The organism is Microbacterium sp., assembly GCF_044340635.1.
Taxonomy (GTDB): domain Bacteria; phylum Actinomycetota; class Actinomycetes; order Actinomycetales; family Microbacteriaceae; genus Microbacterium.
Map to the genome: position 1 here is coordinate 283,199 of NZ_JBIITF010000002.1, position 19,258 is coordinate 302,456.

General features: G+C 67.1%; 20 protein-coding genes and 4 tRNA genes. 11 read left to right on the top strand and 13 right to left on the bottom strand.

Annotation, left to right across the window (positions count from 1 at the left end):
- Positions 1-13: 13 nt before the first annotated feature.
- Entirely contained in the window at positions 14-610 is a 597-nt protein-coding gene (gene pdxT / locus ACIQ0W_RS03115; protein WP_396641396.1) for a pyridoxal 5'-phosphate synthase glutaminase subunit PdxT, read from the bottom strand.
- A gap of 10 nt (positions 611-620) precedes the next feature.
- Complete coding sequence (pdxS, locus tag ACIQ0W_RS03120) at positions 621-1,511, bottom strand: pyridoxal 5'-phosphate synthase lyase subunit PdxS (protein WP_396641397.1); 891 nt, start codon at positions 1,509-1,511, stop codon at positions 621-623.
- A gap of 104 nt (positions 1,512-1,615) precedes the next feature.
- Here pdxS and ACIQ0W_RS03125 point away from each other — a divergent pair, with 104 nt between their 5' ends.
- Together ACIQ0W_RS03125 and pdxY are read left to right on the top strand one after the other, a co-directional pair.
- Positions 1,616-2,953: an aminotransferase class I/II-fold pyridoxal phosphate-dependent enzyme gene (locus ACIQ0W_RS03125; RefSeq protein ID WP_396641436.1), complete on the top strand. Its 1,338-nt coding sequence runs from the start codon at positions 1,616-1,618 to the stop codon at positions 2,951-2,953.
- 7 nt (positions 2,954-2,960) lie between these two features.
- Positions 2,961-3,812: a pyridoxal kinase PdxY gene (gene pdxY / locus ACIQ0W_RS03130; RefSeq protein ID WP_396641398.1), complete on the top strand. Its 852-nt coding sequence runs from the start codon at positions 2,961-2,963 to the stop codon at positions 3,810-3,812.
- A gap of 136 nt (positions 3,813-3,948) precedes the next feature.
- Here pdxY and ACIQ0W_RS03135 read toward each other — a convergent pair whose 3' ends face one another.
- From ACIQ0W_RS03135 to ACIQ0W_RS03145, 3 genes are all read right to left on the bottom strand, one after another.
- Positions 3,949-4,515, bottom strand: coding sequence for an HIT family protein (locus ACIQ0W_RS03135; protein WP_396641399.1), 567 nt, complete (start codon positions 4,513-4,515; stop codon positions 3,949-3,951).
- Positions 4,512-6,536, bottom strand: a complete 2,025-nt coding sequence (gene thrS / locus ACIQ0W_RS03140; RefSeq protein ID WP_396641400.1) for a threonine--tRNA ligase — start codon at positions 6,534-6,536, stop codon at positions 4,512-4,514. Before thrS ends, ACIQ0W_RS03135 begins: the two co-directional genes overlap by 4 nt.
- A gap of 169 nt (positions 6,537-6,705) precedes the next feature.
- Positions 6,706-7,236, bottom strand: a complete 531-nt coding sequence (locus ACIQ0W_RS03145; protein WP_396641401.1) for a DUF6790 family protein — start codon at positions 7,234-7,236, stop codon at positions 6,706-6,708.
- A 118-nt stretch (positions 7,237-7,354) separates the two neighbouring features.
- Here ACIQ0W_RS03145 and ACIQ0W_RS03150 point away from each other — a divergent pair, with 118 nt between their 5' ends.
- Complete coding sequence (locus ACIQ0W_RS03150) at positions 7,355-8,515, top strand: SLC13 family permease (protein ID WP_396641402.1); 1,161 nt, start codon at positions 7,355-7,357, stop codon at positions 8,513-8,515.
- Positions 8,516-8,554: 39 nt separating this feature from the next.
- On the opposite strand, the gene ACIQ0W_RS03155 is transcribed toward ACIQ0W_RS03150, so the two are convergent.
- The gene (locus ACIQ0W_RS03155) at positions 8,555-8,728 is read right to left on the bottom strand and encodes a hypothetical protein (protein ID WP_396641403.1); all 174 of its coding nucleotides are present in this window, start codon (positions 8,726-8,728) and stop codon (positions 8,555-8,557) included.
- Positions 8,729-8,894: 166 nt separating this feature from the next.
- On the opposite strand from ACIQ0W_RS03155, the gene ACIQ0W_RS03160 reads away from it, so the two are divergent.
- Positions 8,895-9,098, top strand: coding sequence for a hypothetical protein (locus ACIQ0W_RS03160; protein WP_396641404.1), 204 nt, complete (start codon positions 8,895-8,897; stop codon positions 9,096-9,098).
- 341 nt (positions 9,099-9,439) lie between these two features.
- On the top strand, positions 9,440-9,733 hold the full coding sequence (locus ACIQ0W_RS03165; protein ID WP_396641405.1) for a hypothetical protein: 294 nt from the start codon (positions 9,440-9,442) through the stop codon (positions 9,731-9,733).
- Positions 9,734-9,999: 266 nt separating this feature from the next.
- On the opposite strand, the gene ACIQ0W_RS03170 is transcribed toward ACIQ0W_RS03165, so the two are convergent.
- The 3 genes from ACIQ0W_RS03170 to ACIQ0W_RS03180 all read right to left on the bottom strand — a co-directional run bounded on the left by ACIQ0W_RS03170 (position 10,000) and on the right by ACIQ0W_RS03180 (position 10,316).
- Positions 10,000-10,071 (bottom strand) — tRNA-Val (locus ACIQ0W_RS03170).
- A gap of 34 nt (positions 10,072-10,105) precedes the next feature.
- Positions 10,106-10,179, bottom strand: a tRNA-Cys gene (locus tag ACIQ0W_RS03175).
- Between the two features lie 64 nt (positions 10,180-10,243).
- Positions 10,244-10,316: transfer RNA gene (locus ACIQ0W_RS03180), tRNA-Gly, on the bottom strand.
- A 284-nt stretch (positions 10,317-10,600) separates the two neighbouring features.
- Here ACIQ0W_RS03180 and ACIQ0W_RS03185 point away from each other — a divergent pair.
- A tRNA-Val gene (locus ACIQ0W_RS03185) sits at positions 10,601-10,676 on the top strand.
- 61 nt (positions 10,677-10,737) lie between these two features.
- Here the strand turns inward: ACIQ0W_RS03185 and ACIQ0W_RS03190 are convergent.
- From ACIQ0W_RS03190 to zapE, 3 genes are all read right to left on the bottom strand, one after another.
- Positions 10,738-11,259 carry a type II toxin-antitoxin system PemK/MazF family toxin gene (locus ACIQ0W_RS03190; protein ID WP_396641406.1) on the bottom strand — a complete coding sequence of 174 codons (522 nt, stop codon included), beginning with the start codon at positions 11,257-11,259 and terminating at the stop codon, positions 10,738-10,740.
- 79 nt (positions 11,260-11,338) lie between these two features.
- Complete coding sequence (locus ACIQ0W_RS03195) at positions 11,339-12,604, bottom strand: ammonium transporter (RefSeq protein WP_396641407.1); 1,266 nt, start codon at positions 12,602-12,604, stop codon at positions 11,339-11,341.
- A gap of 181 nt (positions 12,605-12,785) precedes the next feature.
- Positions 12,786-13,817 (bottom strand): cell division protein ZapE, encoded by a 1,032-nt coding sequence (zapE, locus tag ACIQ0W_RS03200; protein ID WP_396641408.1) that lies wholly within the window; start codon positions 13,815-13,817, stop codon positions 12,786-12,788.
- Between the two features lie 204 nt (positions 13,818-14,021).
- On the opposite strand from zapE, the gene ACIQ0W_RS03205 reads away from it, so the two are divergent.
- From ACIQ0W_RS03205 to ACIQ0W_RS03215, 3 genes are read left to right on the top strand one after another with little or no spacing between them, the layout of a single operon-like run.
- On the top strand, positions 14,022-14,927 hold the full coding sequence (locus ACIQ0W_RS03205) for a sulfurtransferase (RefSeq protein WP_396641409.1): 906 nt from the start codon (positions 14,022-14,024) through the stop codon (positions 14,925-14,927).
- A gap of 37 nt (positions 14,928-14,964) precedes the next feature.
- Positions 14,965-15,417 (top strand): SufE family protein, encoded by a 453-nt coding sequence (locus tag ACIQ0W_RS03210; RefSeq protein WP_396641410.1) that lies wholly within the window; start codon positions 14,965-14,967, stop codon positions 15,415-15,417.
- On the top strand, positions 15,414-16,142 hold the full coding sequence (locus tag ACIQ0W_RS03215; RefSeq protein WP_396641411.1) for a dihydrofolate reductase family protein: 729 nt from the start codon (positions 15,414-15,416) through the stop codon (positions 16,140-16,142). Before ACIQ0W_RS03210 ends, ACIQ0W_RS03215 begins: the two co-directional genes overlap by 4 nt.
- Here ACIQ0W_RS03215 and ACIQ0W_RS03220 read toward each other — a convergent pair.
- Entirely contained in the window at positions 16,114-17,328 is a 1,215-nt protein-coding gene (locus ACIQ0W_RS03220; protein WP_396641412.1) for an alpha/beta hydrolase family protein, read from the bottom strand. The genes ACIQ0W_RS03215 and ACIQ0W_RS03220 overlap by 29 nt on opposite strands.
- 25 nt (positions 17,329-17,353) lie before the next feature.
- On the opposite strand from ACIQ0W_RS03220, the gene ACIQ0W_RS03225 reads away from it, so the two are divergent.
- Positions 17,354-17,977: a DUF3000 domain-containing protein gene (locus ACIQ0W_RS03225; protein WP_396641413.1), complete on the top strand. Its 624-nt coding sequence runs from the start codon at positions 17,354-17,356 to the stop codon at positions 17,975-17,977.
- A gap of 13 nt (positions 17,978-17,990) precedes the next feature.
- Entirely contained in the window at positions 17,991-19,199 is a 1,209-nt protein-coding gene (locus ACIQ0W_RS03230) for a ribonuclease D (protein ID WP_396641437.1), read from the top strand.
- Positions 19,200-19,258 lie beyond the last annotated feature (59 nt).

Consider the following 19,258-nt stretch of genomic DNA (forward strand, 5'->3'; position numbering starts at 1 on the left):
CCCCGACATCCCGTCAGCCCGTGGCGCGCACCGTCTCGAGGAACAATTCGTGGAAACGGTGCTCGCCCGTCACCTCGGGGTGGAACGCGGTGCCGATCAGTGCGCCCTGGCGAACGGCGACGACACGCCCGTCGTCGAGCGCCGCCAACGCTTCGACATCCGGACCGTGCTGTTCGACCAGTGGCGCGCGGATGAAGACGGCGTGAACGGGCGGGTCGCCCAGAGCCGGCACATCCAGGTCCGTCTCGAACGACTCCGTCTGGCCGCCGAACGCGTTCCGGCGCACCGTCACGTCGAGGCCGCCGAACGTCTCCTGCCCGACGATCCCGTCCGTGATGCGATCGGCGAGCAGGATCAAACCCGCGCACGTGCCGTACATCGGCATCCCGGCGGCTATCGCATCCCGGATCGGATGCTGCATCCCGAACGCCCGCGAGAGCTTGTCGATCGCGCTCGACTCACCGCCCGGCAGCACGAGTCCGTCCACAGAAGCGAGCTCGTCCGGCCGCCGCACGAGCTGCACACCGGCTCCGAGGTCACTCAGAACCCGCGCATGCTCGCGCACGTCACCCTGGATCGCCAGCACTCCGACGCGAAGACGACCACGCATGGACGAGGTTCTACCAGCCGCGCTCGGCGAGACGATGCGGGGCCGGTAGGTCCGAGACGTTGATCCCGACCATGGCTTCGCCCAGCCCGCGCGAGACATCCGCGATGACCTGTGCGTCGTCGTAGAACGTCGTCGCCTTCACGATCGCCGCGGCACGCTCCGCCGGGTTGCCCGACTTGAAGATGCCCGAGCCGACGAAGACACCGTCCGCACCGAGCTGCATCATCATCGCCGCATCGGCGGGGGTTGCCACACCGCCGGCGACGAACAGGACGACGGGCAGCTTGCCGGTCTCGGCGACCTCGGCGACCAGGTCGTACGGCGCCTGCAGCTCCTTGGCGGCGACGTAGAGCTCGTCCTTCGTCAGCGACTTCAGGCGGTTGATCTCGCCCGAGATCGTGCGGATGTGCTTGGTTGCCTCCGAGACGTCGCCCGTGCCGGCCTCGCCCTTCGAGCGGATCATCGCGGCACCCTCGGTGATGCGACGGAGCGCCTCGCCGAGGTTCGTCGCACCGCAGACGAAGGGAACGGTGTAGCCCCACTTGTCGATGTGGTTGACATAGTCGGCGGGTGAGAGCACCTCGGATTCGTCGATGTAGTCGACGCCCAGCTGCTGCAGGACCTGCGCCTCGACGAAGTGCCCGATGCGGGCCTTCACCATGACCGGGATGGAGACCGCGGCGATGATGCTGTCGATCATGTCCGGGTCGCTCATGCGCGACACGCCGCCCTGGGCGCGAATGTCGGCCGGTACGCGCTCGAGTGCCATGACGGCGACCGCTCCCGCATCCTCGGCGATCTTCGCCTGCTCGACGTTGACGACGTCCATGATGACGCCACCCTTGAGCATCTCGGCGAGGCCGCGCTTGACGCGTGACGAACCGGTGGTGGGAGAGGTCACAGGGGGGATCCTTTCGCTGTGCAACCGGACGGATCGGGTACCGCCCGCTTTGGCATAGGCCAAAAGATAGCATGAGCTTGATACGGTCGATGCTCGAACAGAGGATGCAGGTGACACAACGGATCAGTGGCGGCTCGGCAACCGAGATCGCCGACAGTGTTCGCGCCCTGCTCGAGCGCTCGGACCTCGCACCGGGCGACCTGCTCCCGCCCGTGCGGACGCTCGCCGATGAGATCGGCGTCAATCGCAACACGGTCATGGCCGCCTACCGCCAGCTCGCCGGCGCGGGTCTGATCATCACGCGGGGTCGCGCGGGCACACGTGTCGTCGAACGATCCCCCGTCGCGCAGGAGGGGTTCGCCGAGCGCGGCTCGCTGCGCGATGTCGGCACGGGCAATCCCGATCCGCGCTTCATCCCCGATCCGTCCGCGGCACTGTCCGCGATGGCCGGGCGTCCGGTCCTGTACGGCGAGCCCGTGATCGATCCGGGCCTGGCGGCATGGGGCGGCGCCTGGATGCGTGGCGACGTCGGTGATCGTCCGCACCGGTTGACCGTCACGAGCGGTGCGGTCGATGCGGTCGAGCGCATCCTGGCGCAGGCACTCACCCGCGACGACGCCGTGGCCCTCGAAGACCCGTGCTTCCTCGCGAGCATCCATACGGTCCGGCTCGGCGGCTACCGTGCCGTGCCTGTGCCGATCGACGCCGAGGGGATGACGGTCGATGGCCTTCGCGCCGCGCTCGAGCAGGGCGTCCGCGCCGTGGTCTGCACACCCCGAGCGCAGAACCCGACCGGCGCGAGCCTCAGCGCCGAACGAGCGGAGCAGCTGCGCGCGGTGCTTGCCGAGCATCCGTACGTCCTGATCATTGAGGACGATCACTTCTCCCTGCTCTCGAGCGAGCCCTTCCACTCGTTGGTCGGTCCGGAGCACCGGCGCTTCGCGCTCGTCCGCTCGGTGTCGAAGTTCCTCGGGCCCGACATGTGTCTCGCGATCGTCGCGTCCGACCCGCACACCGCCGAGCGTCTCGCGCTGCGGTTGAGTCCCGGCACCACATGGGTCAGTCATCTGCTGCAGCGCCTGGTCCTGTCCCTCGTGACGGATGAGAAAGCACGCGAGACGATCACTGCGGCAGCGGCGCACTACACCGAGCGGAACGCCGCGTTCGCGCACCGACTCACGTCCGTCGGCCTTTCCTGCGCCGACACGGACGGCCTCAACCTGTGGGTGCCGTTGCCCATACCCGCGGCACGCGTCGCGGCGGGAATGCAGGAGCGCGGATGGCTCGTCCGCACCGGCGACGAGTTCGTGCTGGCCGATCCCGCTACAGCATGGCACCTGCGTCTCACCGTGCACGACCTGTCCGATTCGGACGCGGAGAGGCTCGCCGCCGACCTTGGCGAGACCGTCCGCGCGGCTTCACACACCGACGGAATGGGATGATCGTCCGATGAAGGTGCTCTCCATCCAGTCCGCCGTCGCCTACGGTCATGTCGGCAACTCAGCCGCCGTCTTCCCACTCCAGCGCATCGGTGTCGAGGTGCTCCCGGTCTACACGGTGAACTTCTCCAACCACACCGGCTACGGCGCGTGGCGCGGGCCGCTGATCAGCCCGGACGACGTTCGCGACGTGATCCTCGGCATCGAAGACCGCGGCGTCTTTCCGCAGATCGACGCCGTGCTGTCGGGGTATCAGGGCGGCGAGGGCATCGGCGACGTGATCCTCGACGCCGTGGCGCGCGTGAAGGCCGCGAATCCCGACGCGATCTACGCGTGCGACCCGGTGATGGGAAACGCGAAGTCCGGATGCTTCGTCGCCCCGGCGATTCCCGTGTTGCTGCGTGAGCGCGTCGTTCCTGCTGCCGACCTCATCACGCCGAACCAGTTCGAGCTGGGATTCTTGACCGGTACCGAACCGGACACGCTGGAATCAACCCTCGACGCGGCGGACCTTGCTCGCGCGATGGGACCGCGCACGGTCCTTGTGACGAGCGTCGAACGCCCCGATCGCGAGCCCGGCACGATCGAGATGCTCGTCGTGAACGACTTCGGTGCCTGGATCGTCCAGACCCCGCTGCTCCCGATGAAGGCGAACGGCTCGGGCGATGTGACGGCCGCGCTGTTCACGGCGCACTACCTCCGGACCGACGACGCGGCAGACGCCCTCGCCCGAACGGTGTCGAGCGTCTTCGACCTGCTGCAGCGCACCCACGAATCGGGTGAGCGCGAGCTGCAGCTCGTCGAGTCACAGGAGTTCTACGCGAACCCGCGTCTGCAGTTCGAGGTCACCCGCGTCCGCTGAGCACACGGAGACAGGCGCATCACACGAAAAAGCCGATTGCACGCGGGATCGCCTGTCGTCGTGAGATTGCCGGTACTCGTGCGCGGTGACCCGTCCGGTCGCCCGCACGAAGCATGCGACGAGTCGAGACGACGCGTCAGGATGCCGCGGGCCAGGCATCCGCGATCGCCCGGCGCACGTCGCCGAGCAGCTGCGGAAGCGCCTTGGTGCGCGCGATGATCGGGAAGAAGTTCGCGTCCGTCGCCCAGCGCGGAACGATGTGCTGATGCAGATGCCCCTCGACGCCTGCTCCCGCGACGGCACCCTGATTCATGCCGATGTTGAATCCGTCGCACCGCGCGACCTCACGCAGCACCCGCATCCCGGTCTGCGTGAGAGCGGCGATCTCGTCGACCTCTTCACGCGTCGCTTCGTCGTACAGACCGACGTGACGGTACGGGCACACGAGCAGGTGCCCCGAGTTGTACGGGAACAGGTTGAGCAGAACATAGGCGGTCTCGCCGCGCGCGACGATCAAGCCCTCCTCATCGCTCATCTGGGGCGCGGCGTCGAACGGGCAGTCGCGGCGCAAGGGCTCGGGCCCCGCCTGGATGTAGGCCATCCGGTGCGGGGTCCAGAGGCGCTGGAACTCGTCCGGCACGCCCGCGAGCTCGGCCGCGGAGAACAGCTCGGGGCCATCTGCGCCCGAGAAAGGGTCCGTCACGCGAGGTCCTCGGCGGTCGACACCTGCGCGTGCGAGGCGATGGCCGCCACGATCCGCTCGATGGCCTCATCGACCGGCACGCCATTCGTCTGGGTTCCGTCGCGGAACCGGAACGAGACCGTGCCGCCCGCACGGTCCGCTTCGCCCACGATCAACTGGACCGGCACCTTTGCGGTCGTGTGCGTGCGGATCTTCTTCTGCATCCGGTCGTCCGAGTTGTCGACCTCGGCGCGGACTTCGCGCTCGCGCAGGCGAGAGATCACGTCCTCGAGGTACGGCGCGTAGTCCTCGGCGACGGGGATGCCGACGACCTGAACCGGCGACAGCCACAGCGGGAAAGCGCCGGCGTAGTGCTCGAGCAGGATCGCGAAGAAGCGCTCGATCGATCCGAACAGCGCCCGGTGGATCATGATCGGGCGGTGCTTCTCGCCATCCGGTCCGGTGTATTCGAGGTCGAAGCGGTCGGGCAGATTGGGATCGACCTGGACGGTCGAGAGCTGCCAGGTACGGCCGATCGCGTCCTTCGTCTTCAGGTCGATCTTCGGGCCGTAGAACGCGGCCTCCCCCGGGACCTCGGTCAGCTTCAGGCCACTCGCCAGCGCGACGTTGCGGAGCGCATTCGTCGAGTAGTCCCAGAACTCCTGGGTGCCGATCCACTTCGAGTTCTCGTCATCGCGCATCGAGAGTTCGAGTTCGAAGTCGTCGAGGCCGAAATCGCGCAGCATCGAGATGACGAAATCGAGCACGCGGGTCACTTCGGACTCGAGTTGTTCCGGGGTCACGAAAAGGTGCGAGTCGTCTTGCGTGAATCCGCGCACGCGGGTCAGACCATGCAGCGCACCCGAAAGCTCGTTGCGGTAGACCGTCCCGTTCTCGGCCAGGCGCATGGGCAGGTCGCGGTAGCTCCGCGCGCGCTCCTTGTAGATGAGGATGTGCATCGGGCAGTTCATGGGCTTGAGGTAGTAGTCGGTGCCCTGCTTGGTCACCTCGCCCTCGGCGTCCCGCTCCTCGTCCATCCGGATCGGCGGGAACATGCCCTCGCGGTAGGTGACGAGGTGATTGGACTGCAGGAACAGGTCCTGCTTGGAGATGTGCGGGGTGTAGACGTACGTGTATCCCCCGGCGATGTGGCGTCGACGCGCGTGTTGCTCCATCTCGCCCCGGATGATGCCGCCCTTCGGGTGCCACACCGAGAGCCCCGAGCCGATCTCGTCCGGGAACGAGAACAGGTCGAGCTCTTTGCCGAGCTTGCGATGATCGCGCTTGGCGGCCTCGGCCAGGCGCTCCTGGTAGGCGCGTAGCTCGTCCTTGGTGGCCCACGCGGTGCCGTAGATGCGCTGCAGCTGCGGATTCTTCTCGCTCCCCCGCCAGTAGGCCGCGGCGATACGGGTGAGCTCCCAGCCGTTACCGACCATGCGCGTGCCGGGCACGTGGGGACCGCGGCAGAGGTCCTTCCAGACCGTCACGCCGTCGCGGTCCACGTTGTCGTAGATCGTCAGTTCGCCGGCTCCGACCTCGACGCTGGCGCCATCGGCGGCATTCGAAGCGCTCTTCAGGTCGATCAGTTCGAGCTTGAAGGGTTCGGATGCGAGTTCCGCTCGAGCCTCGTCATCCGTCACCACGCGACGGACGAATCGCTGTCCTTCGCGGACGATCCGCTGCATCTCTTTCGTGATGGCCTTGATCTTCTCGGGGGTGAAGGGCTCGGCCACGCCGAAGTCGTAGTAGAAGCCGTCCTCGATCGGGGGACCGATGCCGAGGTTCGCCTGCGGGTCGATGCGCTGCACCGCCTGCGCCAGAACGTGAGCGGTCGAATGACGCAGGATCGACAGGCCGTCGGGGCTGTCGATGGTGACGGGCTCGACGGTATCCGTTTGCGTGACCAGGGTGGCGAGGTCTTTCAGCTCGCCGTTCACACGCAGCGCCACGACCGATCGGTCGGGGAACAGCGCGAAGCCGTCGGCGGGATAGGACACGTCGGATGAAGGGGCGTCGTCGATCGATGGGACGGCGTCGGTCACGGGAACTCTCCAGGTGGCTCGGATTCCAGGCTACTCAGCTTCGGACGCCGCGCGTCCCGCCCGCTCAGGCGTTCCGCGTTCGCCCGTCGCTGCACTGGGGCAGCCGTGCAGCGACGTGGGAATCCATGGCTCGATTCTACCGGGCGTCCCCGCCGACAGAACCGCGCGGTCAGCTGAGGGCGAGCCAGATCCAGAGGAAGAGCGTCACGGCAGGCATAAGGAAGTCGAGGAAGAGGATGGGGCCTGCGTTGTTGATGGACAGGTTGTGCTTCTTGACGATCTCGCGGATGTGGCCGATGCCGGCCAAGAACAGGAAGACGGTGGCGACGATGATCGGTCCGAGCCATGTGTCCGGTTCGAATGCGGCGGCCATGACGATCGCCGAGATGCCGATTCCGAGGTTCGCCGCCCCGACCTCGAACTGGAACGGCCCGGGCGCCCATCCGATCGAACGGGCGATGACCGGCCCGAAGAACAGGTGCGCGATCCCGCTGCCGAGAGACGATGAGCCGATCAAGAACAGCACCGCGTTCATCGTCGACCAGCGGAGGAAGTCGGATCCGCCGCCGAGAGCCAGGGTCACGATCTCCGCGATCACGAACAGGATCACTCCACCGAACGGGAGTAGCCCCACGATGACGGGCGTCTTCTGGGGCCCCTGTACGGTTCCGGAGGGCGAGGGGGTGTTGCGCTGCGACATTTCCAGGCTCCTGTAGGCCGGCGATCCTGCGGACGGTCGCAGTATATCGATGGGGGGGGGGCTCGCGCCGGGGAAGGAGATTCCGGCTCGGCGGGCGTCCGGTCCCCGAGGCCGCAGGATGGACCCTGTGAAGCTTGCGATCATCGGCGCCGTTCTGCTCGCCGTCGGTGCCGTCGCGGTCGCTGCCGGGGCGCTGCCTCCGTCGGATGCGCTCGAGATCTTCGACCGGGTGTGGCCGATCCTCGTCTTCGTGGTGGCCGTGACCGTCGTGGCCGAGCTCGCTTCCATTGCCGGTGTGTTCGACGTCGCCGCATGCGTCCTCGCGCGGCTCGGACGGGGCCGAACCGGGGCGCTCTGGTTTCTCGTCGTCGCGTTCGCCGCAGCGGCGACGGCCTTCCTCTCCCTCGACACGACGGCGGTCCTGCTGACGCCGGTCGTGATCTCGGTCGCTCGAGCGCGACGCCTCAACCCCTTGCCGTTCGCGTTCACGGCGGTGTGGCTCGCGAACACCGCGTCGCTCGTGCTGCCGGTCTCGAACCTCACGAACCTGCTCGCGGTGCATCGCCTCGGCGATCTCGGCACCTCCGCCTTCTTGGCGCTGCTCGGGCCGTCCGCGCTCGTCGCGATCGTGGTATCCGTCGTCCTGCTGGGGCTGTTCTTCCGCCGCGGGCTCGGCGGGCGCTACGGCACAGCTCCCCCGCCGCGCGTGCACGATCGGCCACTGCTCATCGCCGCCGGGGTCGTCGTCGCGGGTCTTCTTCCGCTGCTCGTCTCGGGGTTGGAGCCGTGGATTCCGGCGGTAGGGGCGGCCGTCGTGCTTGGCGCCGTGTTCCTGTGGCGCTCGCCGCGAACGCTGCGCGTCGGCCTCGTTCCGTGGCAGCTCGTGGTGTTCGCATCGGGCCTGTTCTTGACGGTCGGCGCGATCGAGGCCCTCGGGTCCGGCGCGATCGTCGCGTCCCTTACGGGAACGGGCGACGATCTGTTCTCTTTGTGGCAGGTCGCGGGCGTCGGGATGCTGGGGGCCAACGTCATCAACAACCTGCCCGCGTATATCGCCCTCGAGTCAGCTGCCGGATCGCCTCTTCGTCTCGCCGCGCTGCTCATCGGGGTGAACGCGGGGCCCCTGATCACTCCCTGGGCCTCGCTCGCGACGCTGCTCTGGCATCAGCGGCTGCACGCGCTCGGCGTGGACGTCCCCTGGCGCCGCTACATCGTGCTCGGGCTGGTGGGTGCGCCGATCATCGTCGGGCTGTCGGTCGTCCCGCTCGCTCTGCGCTGACGAGCGAGCGGGATCATCCGGACGGACAACCGGCTGCGCTCAGGCCAGATCGGACCGAACAGCGCCGAAGCCGTCCGACGCCTCCTCTTCTTGCTCGAGGGGGTCGGCCGTGGCCTCGGGCGTCTCTTCCCAGCTGCTCGGCTCGGTCTGGTGGGGTGCGGTCGGCTGGGGCGCCGACTCGGGCGTGTTCTGATGCGTGTTGGGATCTGTCATGGTCCCAGCCGATCAGCACCGGGAAAGGTCTGTCACCGGGGTTGACAGCGTCCGCGTGAGTTCGCTCGCCGCGCCGGATGGACGAGGAATCCTCTCGGCTCCCGATCCGATGAGTATCGACCGGGAGGAGTCGACTCACGCGCCGTCGCTCCATAACGTGGTTCCCATGGACTACCTGATCATCTTGATCGTTGTGCTCGTGGTCTCGGCGATCGTCCTCGCGTGGCTGTTCGTGCAATGGCGTCGGCGCCGCCAGACCCGGCGGGATGAACTTCTCCGTGTGGGCGATGAAACGGAAGTGGACTCGGTCACCGCGTCGCGCCGCGCCGAAGGCAAGGCCGCATGGACCCGGATCAGCGGGGGCATGTAGGCACCCACGGGCCAGCCCCTCAAGAGGGGTTCGACGTCCAACCCTGACACGGGTCGCGTCGGCGTGGAATGACGTGGTCGCGCACCGGGGAGGTGTGACCCTAGCGAGACCAGTGCCTTTCGAAACTGCAGGCTTCGAAGCCTGCCAGCTAGCCTGGGCCGATGAACCAACGATCCGTCGTTGCAGCGATCGTTCTCACCGGTGCAGCGCTCCTCGGTGGATGCGCCGCCGAGAATCCGACACCGACGCCAATCTCCACGACGAGCGAAGCACCCTCCCCAGAGCAGTATCCGACTCAGACCCCGTCGCCTTTGTCCCCCGAGACGCCTGCGCCTAGCACGATGACCGAGGACGAAGCAGCCGCCGCGTGCCTGGCGACGCACGACGATCCGGCCGTCACCGTCACCGGACCCGCCCGCGTAGAAGCGCGTTCTGTAGAGCCAGAATGGATGGTCATCTTCCCTGCATCCAACGTAAACGGGCCTATGAACATTGTCTGCATCGTGGGCGGCGACCCGAGTGCGCCCTCCTTCCTGGTAACCCTGAACACGATGCTCCTCAGCGAGGAAGACATCCAGCGGGACCTCACCTCCAACTCCGCATATGAGACGAGCTCGATGAGTTCCTCTCGTTAGCGGCGTCACGGCGGCATGGAATCGTGCCGCTTGACCGGACTGCGGCTGAGGCTGATCCGAGCGATCGCACTGATAATTGCAACCGCAGCGCGGCTCCTGCGGGCACGTCGAGCACCTTCGATTCGCCGGCGTCGAGATGCCGATGTTCGACGGGCCCAGCAGCCGCGGCGGCTGAGCGCCCCGGAACTTCGCGGGATGTTCCACGTATGTCTCACGGTCTCCGCCGGAAAGCAGAAAACCCCCGGGATTCCGGGGGTTTTCGTCTGTGCGCGATACTGGGATCGAACCAGTGACCTCTTCCGTGTCAGGGAAGCGCGCTACCGCTGCGCCAATCGCGCCTGTGCAAGGCGATTCAGTTGTGAATGGAGTGCTTGGAGGTGGCGACGGGATTCGAACCCGTGTAAACGGCTTTGCAGGCCGGTGCCTAGCCGCTCGGCCACGCCACCGTGTGGTTTGACCCCACGTGCCGTGCGCTCCCCCGGATTTCTCCGGGACAGAGCACTGCACTCGAGCGGATGACGAGACTCGAACTCGCGACCCCAACCTTGGCAAGGTTGTGCGCTACCAACTGCGCTACATCCGCGTGGGCCCCATCGTGCGGGGCGCCTCAATGACTTTAGCTGATCGTCGACGCCTCGACAAACCAGCGCCGTCCCACGCGTGTCGCCGCACCATTCCCAGCGCATCGGCTGCTGTTCTCACGCATCATCGCCGAGCGCACGACCTCCACCCGAGTGCGCGGCCTTCGGCCGTTGTGTACGTCGTGCACTCGCGAACAGGTGGTGCACTGGCGCCGCGCTCGCGCGGTGCAGGTGAAGTCACAGACGCCGCGATCCGGTATCATCGTGAACCGGCCCTCAGGGTCTTGGGCGATTGGCGCAGTTGGTAGCGCGCTTCCTTCACACGGAAGAGGTCGTCGGTTCGAGTCCGGCATCGCCCACCATGGAGCCCCCGATCAGATCGGGGGCTTTTTCCTTTGGGTCGGCGCCGTTCCCCCAAATGCCCTACTTCGGGATCGTCCACCCGTAGCGCGTCCGGAGCGCGCTCGCGACCTTCGCGAAACGGGCACGGTCTAGCGCCGCGGCCTCGCGACGCATACCCCGCGCGTGCACCGCGTAGACCTTGCTCAGATCGAGCCACGAGGGCCGTCCGCGTGAGTCCCACGGACCGGGGCCCATCGCGAGGTAATCCGGATCTCCATCGCGCGCCGTGCCCGTCAGCCGGACGGCGTAGAACCAGTCTCCCGGCGCCTGGGCGAGCACCAGCACGGGTCGGTCCTTGCCGCGGCCGTCGTTCTCGACGTACGGCACCCAGGTCCAGACGATCTCGCCGGCGTCCGGCGCCCCGTCCGAGTCCGGCGCGTACTGCAGCTCCAGTCTGCGCGGCGGAGCGACGGCCCGCGTTGCAAACGGCCCCCCGCTCCCCGGGCCCCCGTCTGCCGTCCGCGCGCGCCCCGGACCGGTCCGTGCAACGGGACGACGGAAAAGGCGCCCCAGGGCGTTCAGGATGCCTCTGCGCTCAGCCATCCGGGAACTCTACCGACCGCCGGGCACGCCGAAGGGGCGCCGCGACTGCTCGCGACGCCCCTCCTGATCGTGCTGTGTGTCAGACCTTCACATCTGCGAGGACGTAGCCCTCTTCACCGTGAACGGTCGTGTCGACGCCCGCGAGCTCGTCTTCGTTCTTGATCCGGAAGCCCATGGTCTTCTGGATCGCGAAGCCGATGATGTACGCGAGGACGAACGAGTAGATCATGACGGCGAAGGCGGCGATCGCCTGCACCATCAGTTGCGTGCCGTCGCCACCCATGAACAGACCCGTGCCGTTGGCCATGAAGCCGAGGTACAGCGTTCCCACCAGACCACCGACGAGGTGGATGCCGACCACGTCGAGCGAGTCGTCGAAGCCCAGCTTGAACTTCAACTCGACAGCCAGAGCGCAGATCGCACCAGCCACGACTCCGAGCAGGATGGCCCAGATGGGGTCGAGCGAACCACAGGCCGGGGTGATTGCGACGAGACCTGCGACGGCGCCCGAGGCCGCGCCGACCGACGTCGGCTTGCCATCCTTGATCTTCTCGACGACGAGCCAGGCCAGCAGCGCCGCGGCGGGAGCGGCGATCGTGTTCACGACGACGAGCGCCGCGGTGTTGTCGGCTGCAAGCTCAGAGCCGGCGTTGAACGCGAACCAGCCGAACCACAGGAGACCAGCACCCAGGAGAACGAACGGCGGGTTGTGGGGGACGTGGACGCCCTTCTGGAAGCCGACACGCTTGCCGAGAACCAGAGCGAGCGCGAGAGCGGCCGCACCGGCGTTGATGTGCACCGCGGTGCCACCGGCGAAGTCGATCACGCCGACTCCGAACCATTCCTGCATACCGAAGGTGGTCCAACCGCCGTAGGTGAAGCCCTCATCGCCGAGGCCGAAGTTGAATACCCAGCTAGCGACGGGGAAGTAGACGACCGTTGCCCAGATTCCGGCGAAAACCATCCACGCGCCGAACTTCGCGCGGTCGGCAATGGCTCCCGAGACGAGCGCGACGGTGATGATGGCGAACGTCGCCTGGAACGCAACGAATGCGAGCGGCGGGTAGGCAGCGTCTTCAGGAGTTTCGAGGAGGCTCGAAAGTCCCAGTGCCGACCAGTCGATCGACCACGGCGCGACGATGCCCTCGGCGCCCGGGAACGCAATGGCGTAACCGAAGAGCACCCACAGAACGCCGATGAGGCCCAGCGCTCCGAAGCTCATCATCATCATGCTGATGACGCTCTTTGCCTTGACCAGACCGCCGTAGAAGAAAGCGAGTCCTGGTGTCATCAACAGAACCATCGCTGCCGATATCAGGATGAATGCGGTGTTTCCTTGATCCATCTCGAAATGAACCTCTCTGCAGGGACGCAGTTGTAGCGTCGGGTGTCCTCAGTCTGGACAGAGATGGTTACGGTTGCGGTGAGATCGATGTTTCGGGCAGGTTACGCGACGCGCCCCCCGGTAAACATCGCGTTTCGCAGATCTTCCAGAAAACGGTGAATAGGCCCTCAGGGGCCCGTATTTATGCCGCCGTGGAGGCGATGAGGCGCGAAACAGCCCTCAGATACTTCTTTCGGTACCCACCCGCGAGCATCTCATCGGGAAAAACCGTGTCCAGCGCTGCACCTGTCGCCCGGATCGGGAGCTGCGCGTCGTAGACCCGGTCGATGAACGCGACGAATCGGAGAGCGGCCGATTGGTCGGTGAACGCGGTGACATCACGAAGACCGACGACGTTCACGTCCTCGATCAGGCGGATGTAGCGCGAGGGGTGCACGCGAGCGAGATGCGCCACCAACGCGCCGAAGTCATCATCAGAGACAACGCCGGCGCGCGATGCATCCGCGATCGCCGATTCGTATGCTCTCTCGGTGAGGACATCGGCGTGCCCGTCGAGTTTGCGCTGGCGGTAGTCGACTCCGTCGATGCGGATCGTCTGGAAGCTCGCCGCCATCGCATGGATCTCGCGCAGGAAGTCCTGGGCCGCGAAGCGCCCCTCCCCCAGAGCGTTCGGCGGGGTGTTGCTTGTCGCGGCGAGTTTGGTGCCGGATGCGACGAGCTCACCGAGCAGGCGCGTCATGACCATGGTGTCGCCCGGATCGTCGAGTTCGAACTCGTCGATGCACAGCAGGTCCGCACCGCGGAACAGCTCGACCGTGTTCTTGTACCCCATCGCCCCGACGAGCGCCGTGTACTCGATGAACGAACCGAAATACTTCCGGCGCGCGCGCATCCCGTGATAGATCGCGGCGAGGAGGTGCGTCTTGCCGACGCCGAAGCCACCATCGAGGTAGACGCCGGGCTTCATCTCGGGGAGCTTCTTCGCGCGGGAGAAGAACCCGCCGCGCTTAGGCGCCTCGGCAAGCCCCGCGAAGGCGATCAACGTTTCTTTGGCCTCTTGCTGCGAGGGGTAGTCCGGATCGACCCGGTAGGTGTCGAATGTCGCCTCGGTGAACTGCGGCGGCGGAACCAGGTGCGAAACCATCTCAGCGCCAGACAGCGCCGGTTCACGGTCGGACAAGTGGACGATGCCCGTGGCGGTCGAAGCAGACATCCGGTCCTTGAGGTGTGTGAGGAGAGGCGTCCGCGTGACGACATGGGTCACGTACGGATACGTGTCATATACGGACGTTGAGAATGCGCGCCCCCGCGAGCCGATCTAGGGTTCTTGAGGACGGATTCAACCCTATCCCCGTCACCGCGGCCGCCCGCCCCCGAGAAGCGGTGGGCAGACGCACCGAGACACAGGAGAGATCAGATGGCTAGCGAGACCGACGCGTCGAACCCGAAGTTCCAGGAGTATGCGAACCCCGGGCGTCTCGTCACGGGCGACTGGCTCGAGGCGCGTCTCGGACAACCCGGGCTCGTGGTGGTGGAGTCGGATGAAGACGTGCTGCTCTACGAGACCGGCCACATTCCGAGCGCGGTCAAGGTCGACTGGCACACCGAGCTGAACGACCCGGTCGTGCGCGACTACCTCGATGGCGCGGGCTTCGCCGAGCTGCTCAGCCGGAAGGGCATCAGCCGTGACGACACGATCGTGATCTATGGCGACAAGAACAACTGGTGGGCCGCCTATGCGCTCTGGGTGTTCTCGTTGTTCGGTCATGGAGACGTGCGTCTACTCGACGGTGGTCGTGATCGCTGGATCGCCGAGGGACGCCCGATGACGACGGATGCATCGGCCATCACGCCCACGGACTACCCGGTCGTCGAGCGCGACGACTCGACGCTGCGCGCCTACAAGGAGGACGTCCTCGCTCACCTCGGCAACCCGCTCATCGACGTCCGCTCGCCGGAGGAGTATTCGGGCGAGCGCACATCGGCGCCCGCGTACCCCGAGGAGGGTGCGCTGCGCGCCGGACATATCCCGTCGGCGCAGAGCGTGCCGTGGGCGAAGGCCGTGGCTGAGGACGGGACTTTCAAGTCCCGCGCCGAACTCGAAGAGGTCTATCTCGACGGCGCTGGGCTGACCCCCGGCGACGAGGTCGTCGCGTACTGCCGCATCGGCGAGCGGTCAAGCCACACATGGTTCGTTCTCAAGCACCTGCTCGGGTTCGAGAACGTGCGCAACTACGACGGCTCGTGGACCGAGTGGGGCAGCGCCGTGCGTGTGCCGATCGTGACGGGCGCCGAGCCCGGAGAGGTTCCCGCGCGCTCCTGATCGGCTGCCACCGACGCACGCGTGGCAGACTTTCGGGATGGGCGATGACAACCTTCCCGACACCTTGCCGGAAACACTCGCCGAGATCCGCGAGGACTTTCTCGGACTTCCCGAATCCGAGCGACTGCAGTTGCTCCTGGAGTTCTCGAACGAGCTGCCCGCGGTGCCGGAGAAGTACGACGGACATCCCGAGCTTGCCGAGCGCGTCGCGGAGTGCCAGTCGCCGGTATACATCATTCTCGACGTCGACGACGACGGACGTGTCGCGATGCACGCGACGGCACCGCGCGAGGCCCCGACGACGCGCGGCTTCGCCAGCATCCTCGTGCAGGGCATCACGGGCCTCACGCCCGACGAGATGCTGGCCATCCCCGACGACTTCCCGCAGAGCATCGGGCTGACGCGGGCGGTCTCGCCGCTGCGCATCGCCGGAATGACGGGCATGCTGATCCGCGCCAAGCGCCAGGTGCGCGCCCGACTCGCGGCATGAGCACGCCCGTGCTGGTGACCGAGCTGCTCCCCCGCACTCTCGCGGAAGCGGATGTCTCGACGCCCGACGGGCGCGCGTGGCTGGAGAACGTCTACGCGCCCGGCGCCGGCAACCGCGTACGCCTCAACATGATCACGAGCCTCACGGGCTCCGCCGTGGGTTCGGACGGGACGAGCGAAACGCTTACGAGTGAGGTGGATCGCTCGATCCTCGGCATCATCCGGGCGGCAGCCGATGTCGTGGTGGTGGGCGCATCGACCGTCCGAGCCGAGGGGTACCTCGCGCCCCGCTCGGCGGCGCTGGCGATCGTGACCGCGTCGGGACGCCTGGACGGACACCGTCTGGGGGCCGAGGGCGGTCGCACCGGACGCATCCTGCTGGTCTGCCCGGTCGCACACGCATCTGCCGTCGCGGCAGAACGCGACGCGCAGGGAATCGACGCCGAGATCGTTCCCGTGCCCGGCGATGACGACCTCGAACCGCGCGCAATACTCGACGCCCTGCGCGCTGAAGGACTCGATCGCGTCGTCTGCGAAGGCGGCCCCACCCTCGCCTCACGTTTCGTCGAGGCGGGGATGATCGACGAGCTGTGCGTGACGGTGACACCCGTCGTCGGGCCCGCTCCGAGCCCGTTCATCCGTGTCACGGACGGCGCCCAGGCAACCGTCGCCGGGATGCTCGTGGACGAGGCCGGTTTCAGCTACCTGCGCCTGCGGCGGTCTTGACGTCCAACGCCTCGACCCAATCGGTGATGGCACGCGACCAGCGCTCTTGGTCGTAGTTCCAGAGCTTGGTGTGGCGGGCCGTGTTGAATACCTCGAGCGTGACGAGGTCCGGCCGCGCGAGGGCGAGTGCGTGGGAGCCACCCGAAGGCACGAATCCGTCCTCGTCGCTGTGGAGGACGAGCATCGGATGCTTCAACTCATCCGCTCGGCTGACGATGTCGAGTCGATCCAGCGGGATGCGCTCCCCCGGTCCCCGCACGGGCGCGCCCCAGTCTGACGAGAGCGCGCCGATCGCGAACGAGATGACGGGTTTCGGCACGTGCAGGAGGCCGGCCTGGTATCGCAGCACCTCTGACCAGTCGATCGCGGGTGACTCGAGGATGAGCCCCACGATCCGCTCGCGATGAGCGGAATTGAGGTCGAGTTGGAGCGCGATCTGGCCCCCCATCGACCAGCCCATCAGGATGATCTCTCGCGCACCCCGGCGGATGGCGAACGAGACCGCGGCGTCGACGTCTCGCCATTCCGTCGCCCCGAGTGTGTAGGTGCCCTGCTTGCTGCGCGGCGCTTCGCCGTCGTTGCGATACGACACCGCGAGGGATGTGTAGCCGAGATCATGGAAAACGGGAACCGCACGCAGCGCCTCGGACCGTGCCGAACCGCGTCCGTGGATCTGGATGACCCAGCGGCCCGTGTCCTCGGCGGCCGGGAAGAGCCACGCGGGGCAGGGGCCGATCGCGGTGCCGATGACCTCGTTCGTGAACGGGAGCTGGAGTTGCTCGGGACGGTCGAAGTACCAGCCGCTGAAAGCGGCATCGGCGTCGAGTCGAGCATCTCCGTCGATATGGGTCAGCAGCTTGCGGGTGACGGCCGTGTCGGTCTCCGCCAGTACTGTGCCGAGCTTGAGGTAGTTCTCGGTTCCCGAGGTGAAGAGGCCGTACCGACCCGGCAACGATGTGTCGGGGTTGCGCGACAGGGTGATCGTCTGGGCCGCCGTGTCGAGCGAGAGGATGCGTGTGTCCGCAAGACGTGCGGCGGGTGTCACCACCCGACGAGCCAGCCGAGCGGCGACGAATGTGGATGCGACACCCAGCGTGACGAGTGATCCCGTCAGGATCGCCGACACGATCCGGAGGGCCACAGCTATGCGTCCGTTCGCGCGCGCGGCGCGCCTGGGGGTGATCATCGAGGCCCCACTCTAGTCTGTCGACGTGATCGCCGATCCCCCCGACTCCGGCGTCCCGCCGCTATCGCCACTCTTCGAACGCGCTGTGGCGGATGTGCGCGGAACGCTGTTCCGCGACGACCTGACGGTGCGCGAGATCCCGGCGCCGCAGGGACTCGCGCCCGAGGCGATCGCCCTGTCCGGAGATGTGCGTCAGCAGGATCACGGCGCCGACTCCCCGTACGGCACGGGCAGGCTGATCCTGCTGCACGATCCTGCGGAGCCGGCCGCGTGGGGCGGGCCACTCCGGATCGTGTGTTTCGCACAGGCTCCTCTCGAGACCGATATCGGCATCGATCCGATGTTGGCGGATGTGACGTGGTCGTGGCTGGTCGATGCGCTCGACTCCCGCAACGCGCATTATGCTGCGGCATCCGGCACCGCCACGAAGATCCTGTCGAAGGGGTTCGGCGGGCTGGAGGACGAGGGCGACGGGGCTCAGATCGAGTTGCGCGCGTCGTGGTCACCCGAACCCGGCGACATCACGGCGCACATCGAGGCGTGGGCTGAGCTACTCTGCATGCTTGCGGGCCTACCTCCGGGCTCGGAGAACATCGAACTTCTCGCGGCACACAGATTCGCCGCGAACGACAGGGCGGCACGTGACTGAACCGGTGAGTGCAATCACCTCGACGCCCTCCGTTCACCGTGTGATCGACACTCCCGAGGGTCTCGCCGAGGCATCCGCGATGCTCGCGCAGGGTCACGGCCCCGTGGCGGTCGACGTCGAGCGGGCATCGGGATTCCGCTACTCGCAGCGCGCGTACCTGATCCAGGTCTACCGGCGTGATGGTGGATTGCACCTGATCGATCCGCCCGCCGTCGGCGACCTCGCGCCGTTGCAGAACGTCATCGGTTCCGAGGAATGGGTGCTGCACGCCGCGAGCCAAGACCTCCCCTCGCTCCGCGAGGCGGAGCTGGTGCCGCCTCGAATCTTCGACACGGAGCTCGCGTCCCGCCTGCTCGGACGCGAACGGGTCGGTCTCGGCGCGGTCGTCGAGGACGTGCTCGGCATCACCCTCGCGAAGGCGCACTCGGCGGCCGACTGGTCGACACGGCCGCTCCCGGAGTCGTGGCTCGAGTACGCGGCTCTCGATGTGCTGCACCTGATCGACGTCCGCGACGCCCTCGTGGCGGAGCTGGCCGAGCAGGGCAAGACGCAGATCGCGGCGGAAGAGTTCCAGGCCGTCCTCGATCGTCCTGCGCGGCCGCCCCGCGAAGACCCGTGGCGCCGCCTCAGCGGGCTGCACACCGTGCGCGGTCGGCGTTCGCTCGCCGTGGCGCGTGAACTCTGGCAGGCCCGCGAAGAGTATGCGCAAGAGGTCGACACTTCCCCGGGGCGCCTTCTGCCGGATCGTTCGATCGTGGCCGCCGTCATCGCCGATCCGCCGAGCAAGCAGGCGCTGGCTGCGCTGAAAGAGTTCACGGGTCGCGCGAGCCGCAGTCAGCTGGACCGCTGGTGGGCGGCTTTCGAACGCGGCCGTGCCGAGTCGGTGCTTCCTGTTGAGCGGGTGCCCGGCGAGGGCCCGCCTCCCCCGCGCGCGTGGGCCGATCGGAACCCCGAGGCCGACGCGCGACTCAAGGCCGCGCGTTCCGCGGTCGAGGCGATCGCAACCGAACTCGGCATGCCTGTCGAGAACCTCCTGACGCCCGACCTGCTGCGCCGCGTCGCCTGGACACCACCCGAGGCCGCCGACGCGGAGAACATCGGTTCGGCGCTCCGGGCGCTGGGAGCACGCGCCTGGCAAGTTGAAGAGACTGCACAGGCTATCGCCGAAGCCTTTGTTGCTGCGGCACAACCTCCCGCGGAGCCTGAGGAAGACGCTTCGTAGATTCGGACCAACCGATTCGGGTCGCCTCGGGCACGTTCGTAGGCTGAGGAAAACCCCAA

Coding starts and splice junctions, on each gene's coding strand:
- ACIQ0W_RS03125 (WP_396641436.1), top strand. CDS start 1,616: ATGCAGGTGACACAACGGATCAGTGGCGGCTCGGCAACCGAGATCGCC.
- ACIQ0W_RS03220 (WP_396641412.1), bottom strand. CDS start 17,328: ATGATCACCCCCAGGCGCGCCGCGCGCGCGAACGGACGCATAGCTGTG.
- ACIQ0W_RS03195 (WP_396641407.1), bottom strand. CDS start 12,604: ATGGATCAAGGAAACACCGCATTCATCCTGATATCGGCAGCGATGGTT.
- ACIQ0W_RS03165 (WP_396641405.1), top strand. CDS start 9,440: ATGACCGAGGACGAAGCAGCCGCCGCGTGCCTGGCGACGCACGACGAT.
- ACIQ0W_RS03155 (WP_396641403.1), bottom strand. CDS start 8,728: ATGACAGATCCCAACACGCATCAGAACACGCCCGAGTCGGCGCCCCAG.
- ACIQ0W_RS03150 (WP_396641402.1), top strand. CDS start 7,355: ATGGACCCTGTGAAGCTTGCGATCATCGGCGCCGTTCTGCTCGCCGTC.
- ACIQ0W_RS03160 (WP_396641404.1), top strand. CDS start 8,895: ATGGACTACCTGATCATCTTGATCGTTGTGCTCGTGGTCTCGGCGATC.
- pdxT (WP_396641396.1), bottom strand. CDS start 610: ATGCGTGGTCGTCTTCGCGTCGGAGTGCTGGCGATCCAGGGTGACGTG.
- ACIQ0W_RS03205 (WP_396641409.1), top strand. CDS start 14,022: ATGGCTAGCGAGACCGACGCGTCGAACCCGAAGTTCCAGGAGTATGCG.
- ACIQ0W_RS03190 (WP_396641406.1), bottom strand. CDS start 11,259: ATGGCTGAGCGCAGAGGCATCCTGAACGCCCTGGGGCGCCTTTTCCGT.
- ACIQ0W_RS03215 (WP_396641411.1), top strand. CDS start 15,414: ATGAGCACGCCCGTGCTGGTGACCGAGCTGCTCCCCCGCACTCTCGCG.
- ACIQ0W_RS03145 (WP_396641401.1), bottom strand. CDS start 7,236: ATGTCGCAGCGCAACACCCCCTCGCCCTCCGGAACCGTACAGGGGCCC.
- ACIQ0W_RS03210 (WP_396641410.1), top strand. CDS start 14,965: ATGGGCGATGACAACCTTCCCGACACCTTGCCGGAAACACTCGCCGAG.
- zapE (WP_396641408.1), bottom strand. CDS start 13,817: ATGTCTGCTTCGACCGCCACGGGCATCGTCCACTTGTCCGACCGTGAA.
- pdxY (WP_396641398.1), top strand. CDS start 2,961: ATGAAGGTGCTCTCCATCCAGTCCGCCGTCGCCTACGGTCATGTCGGC.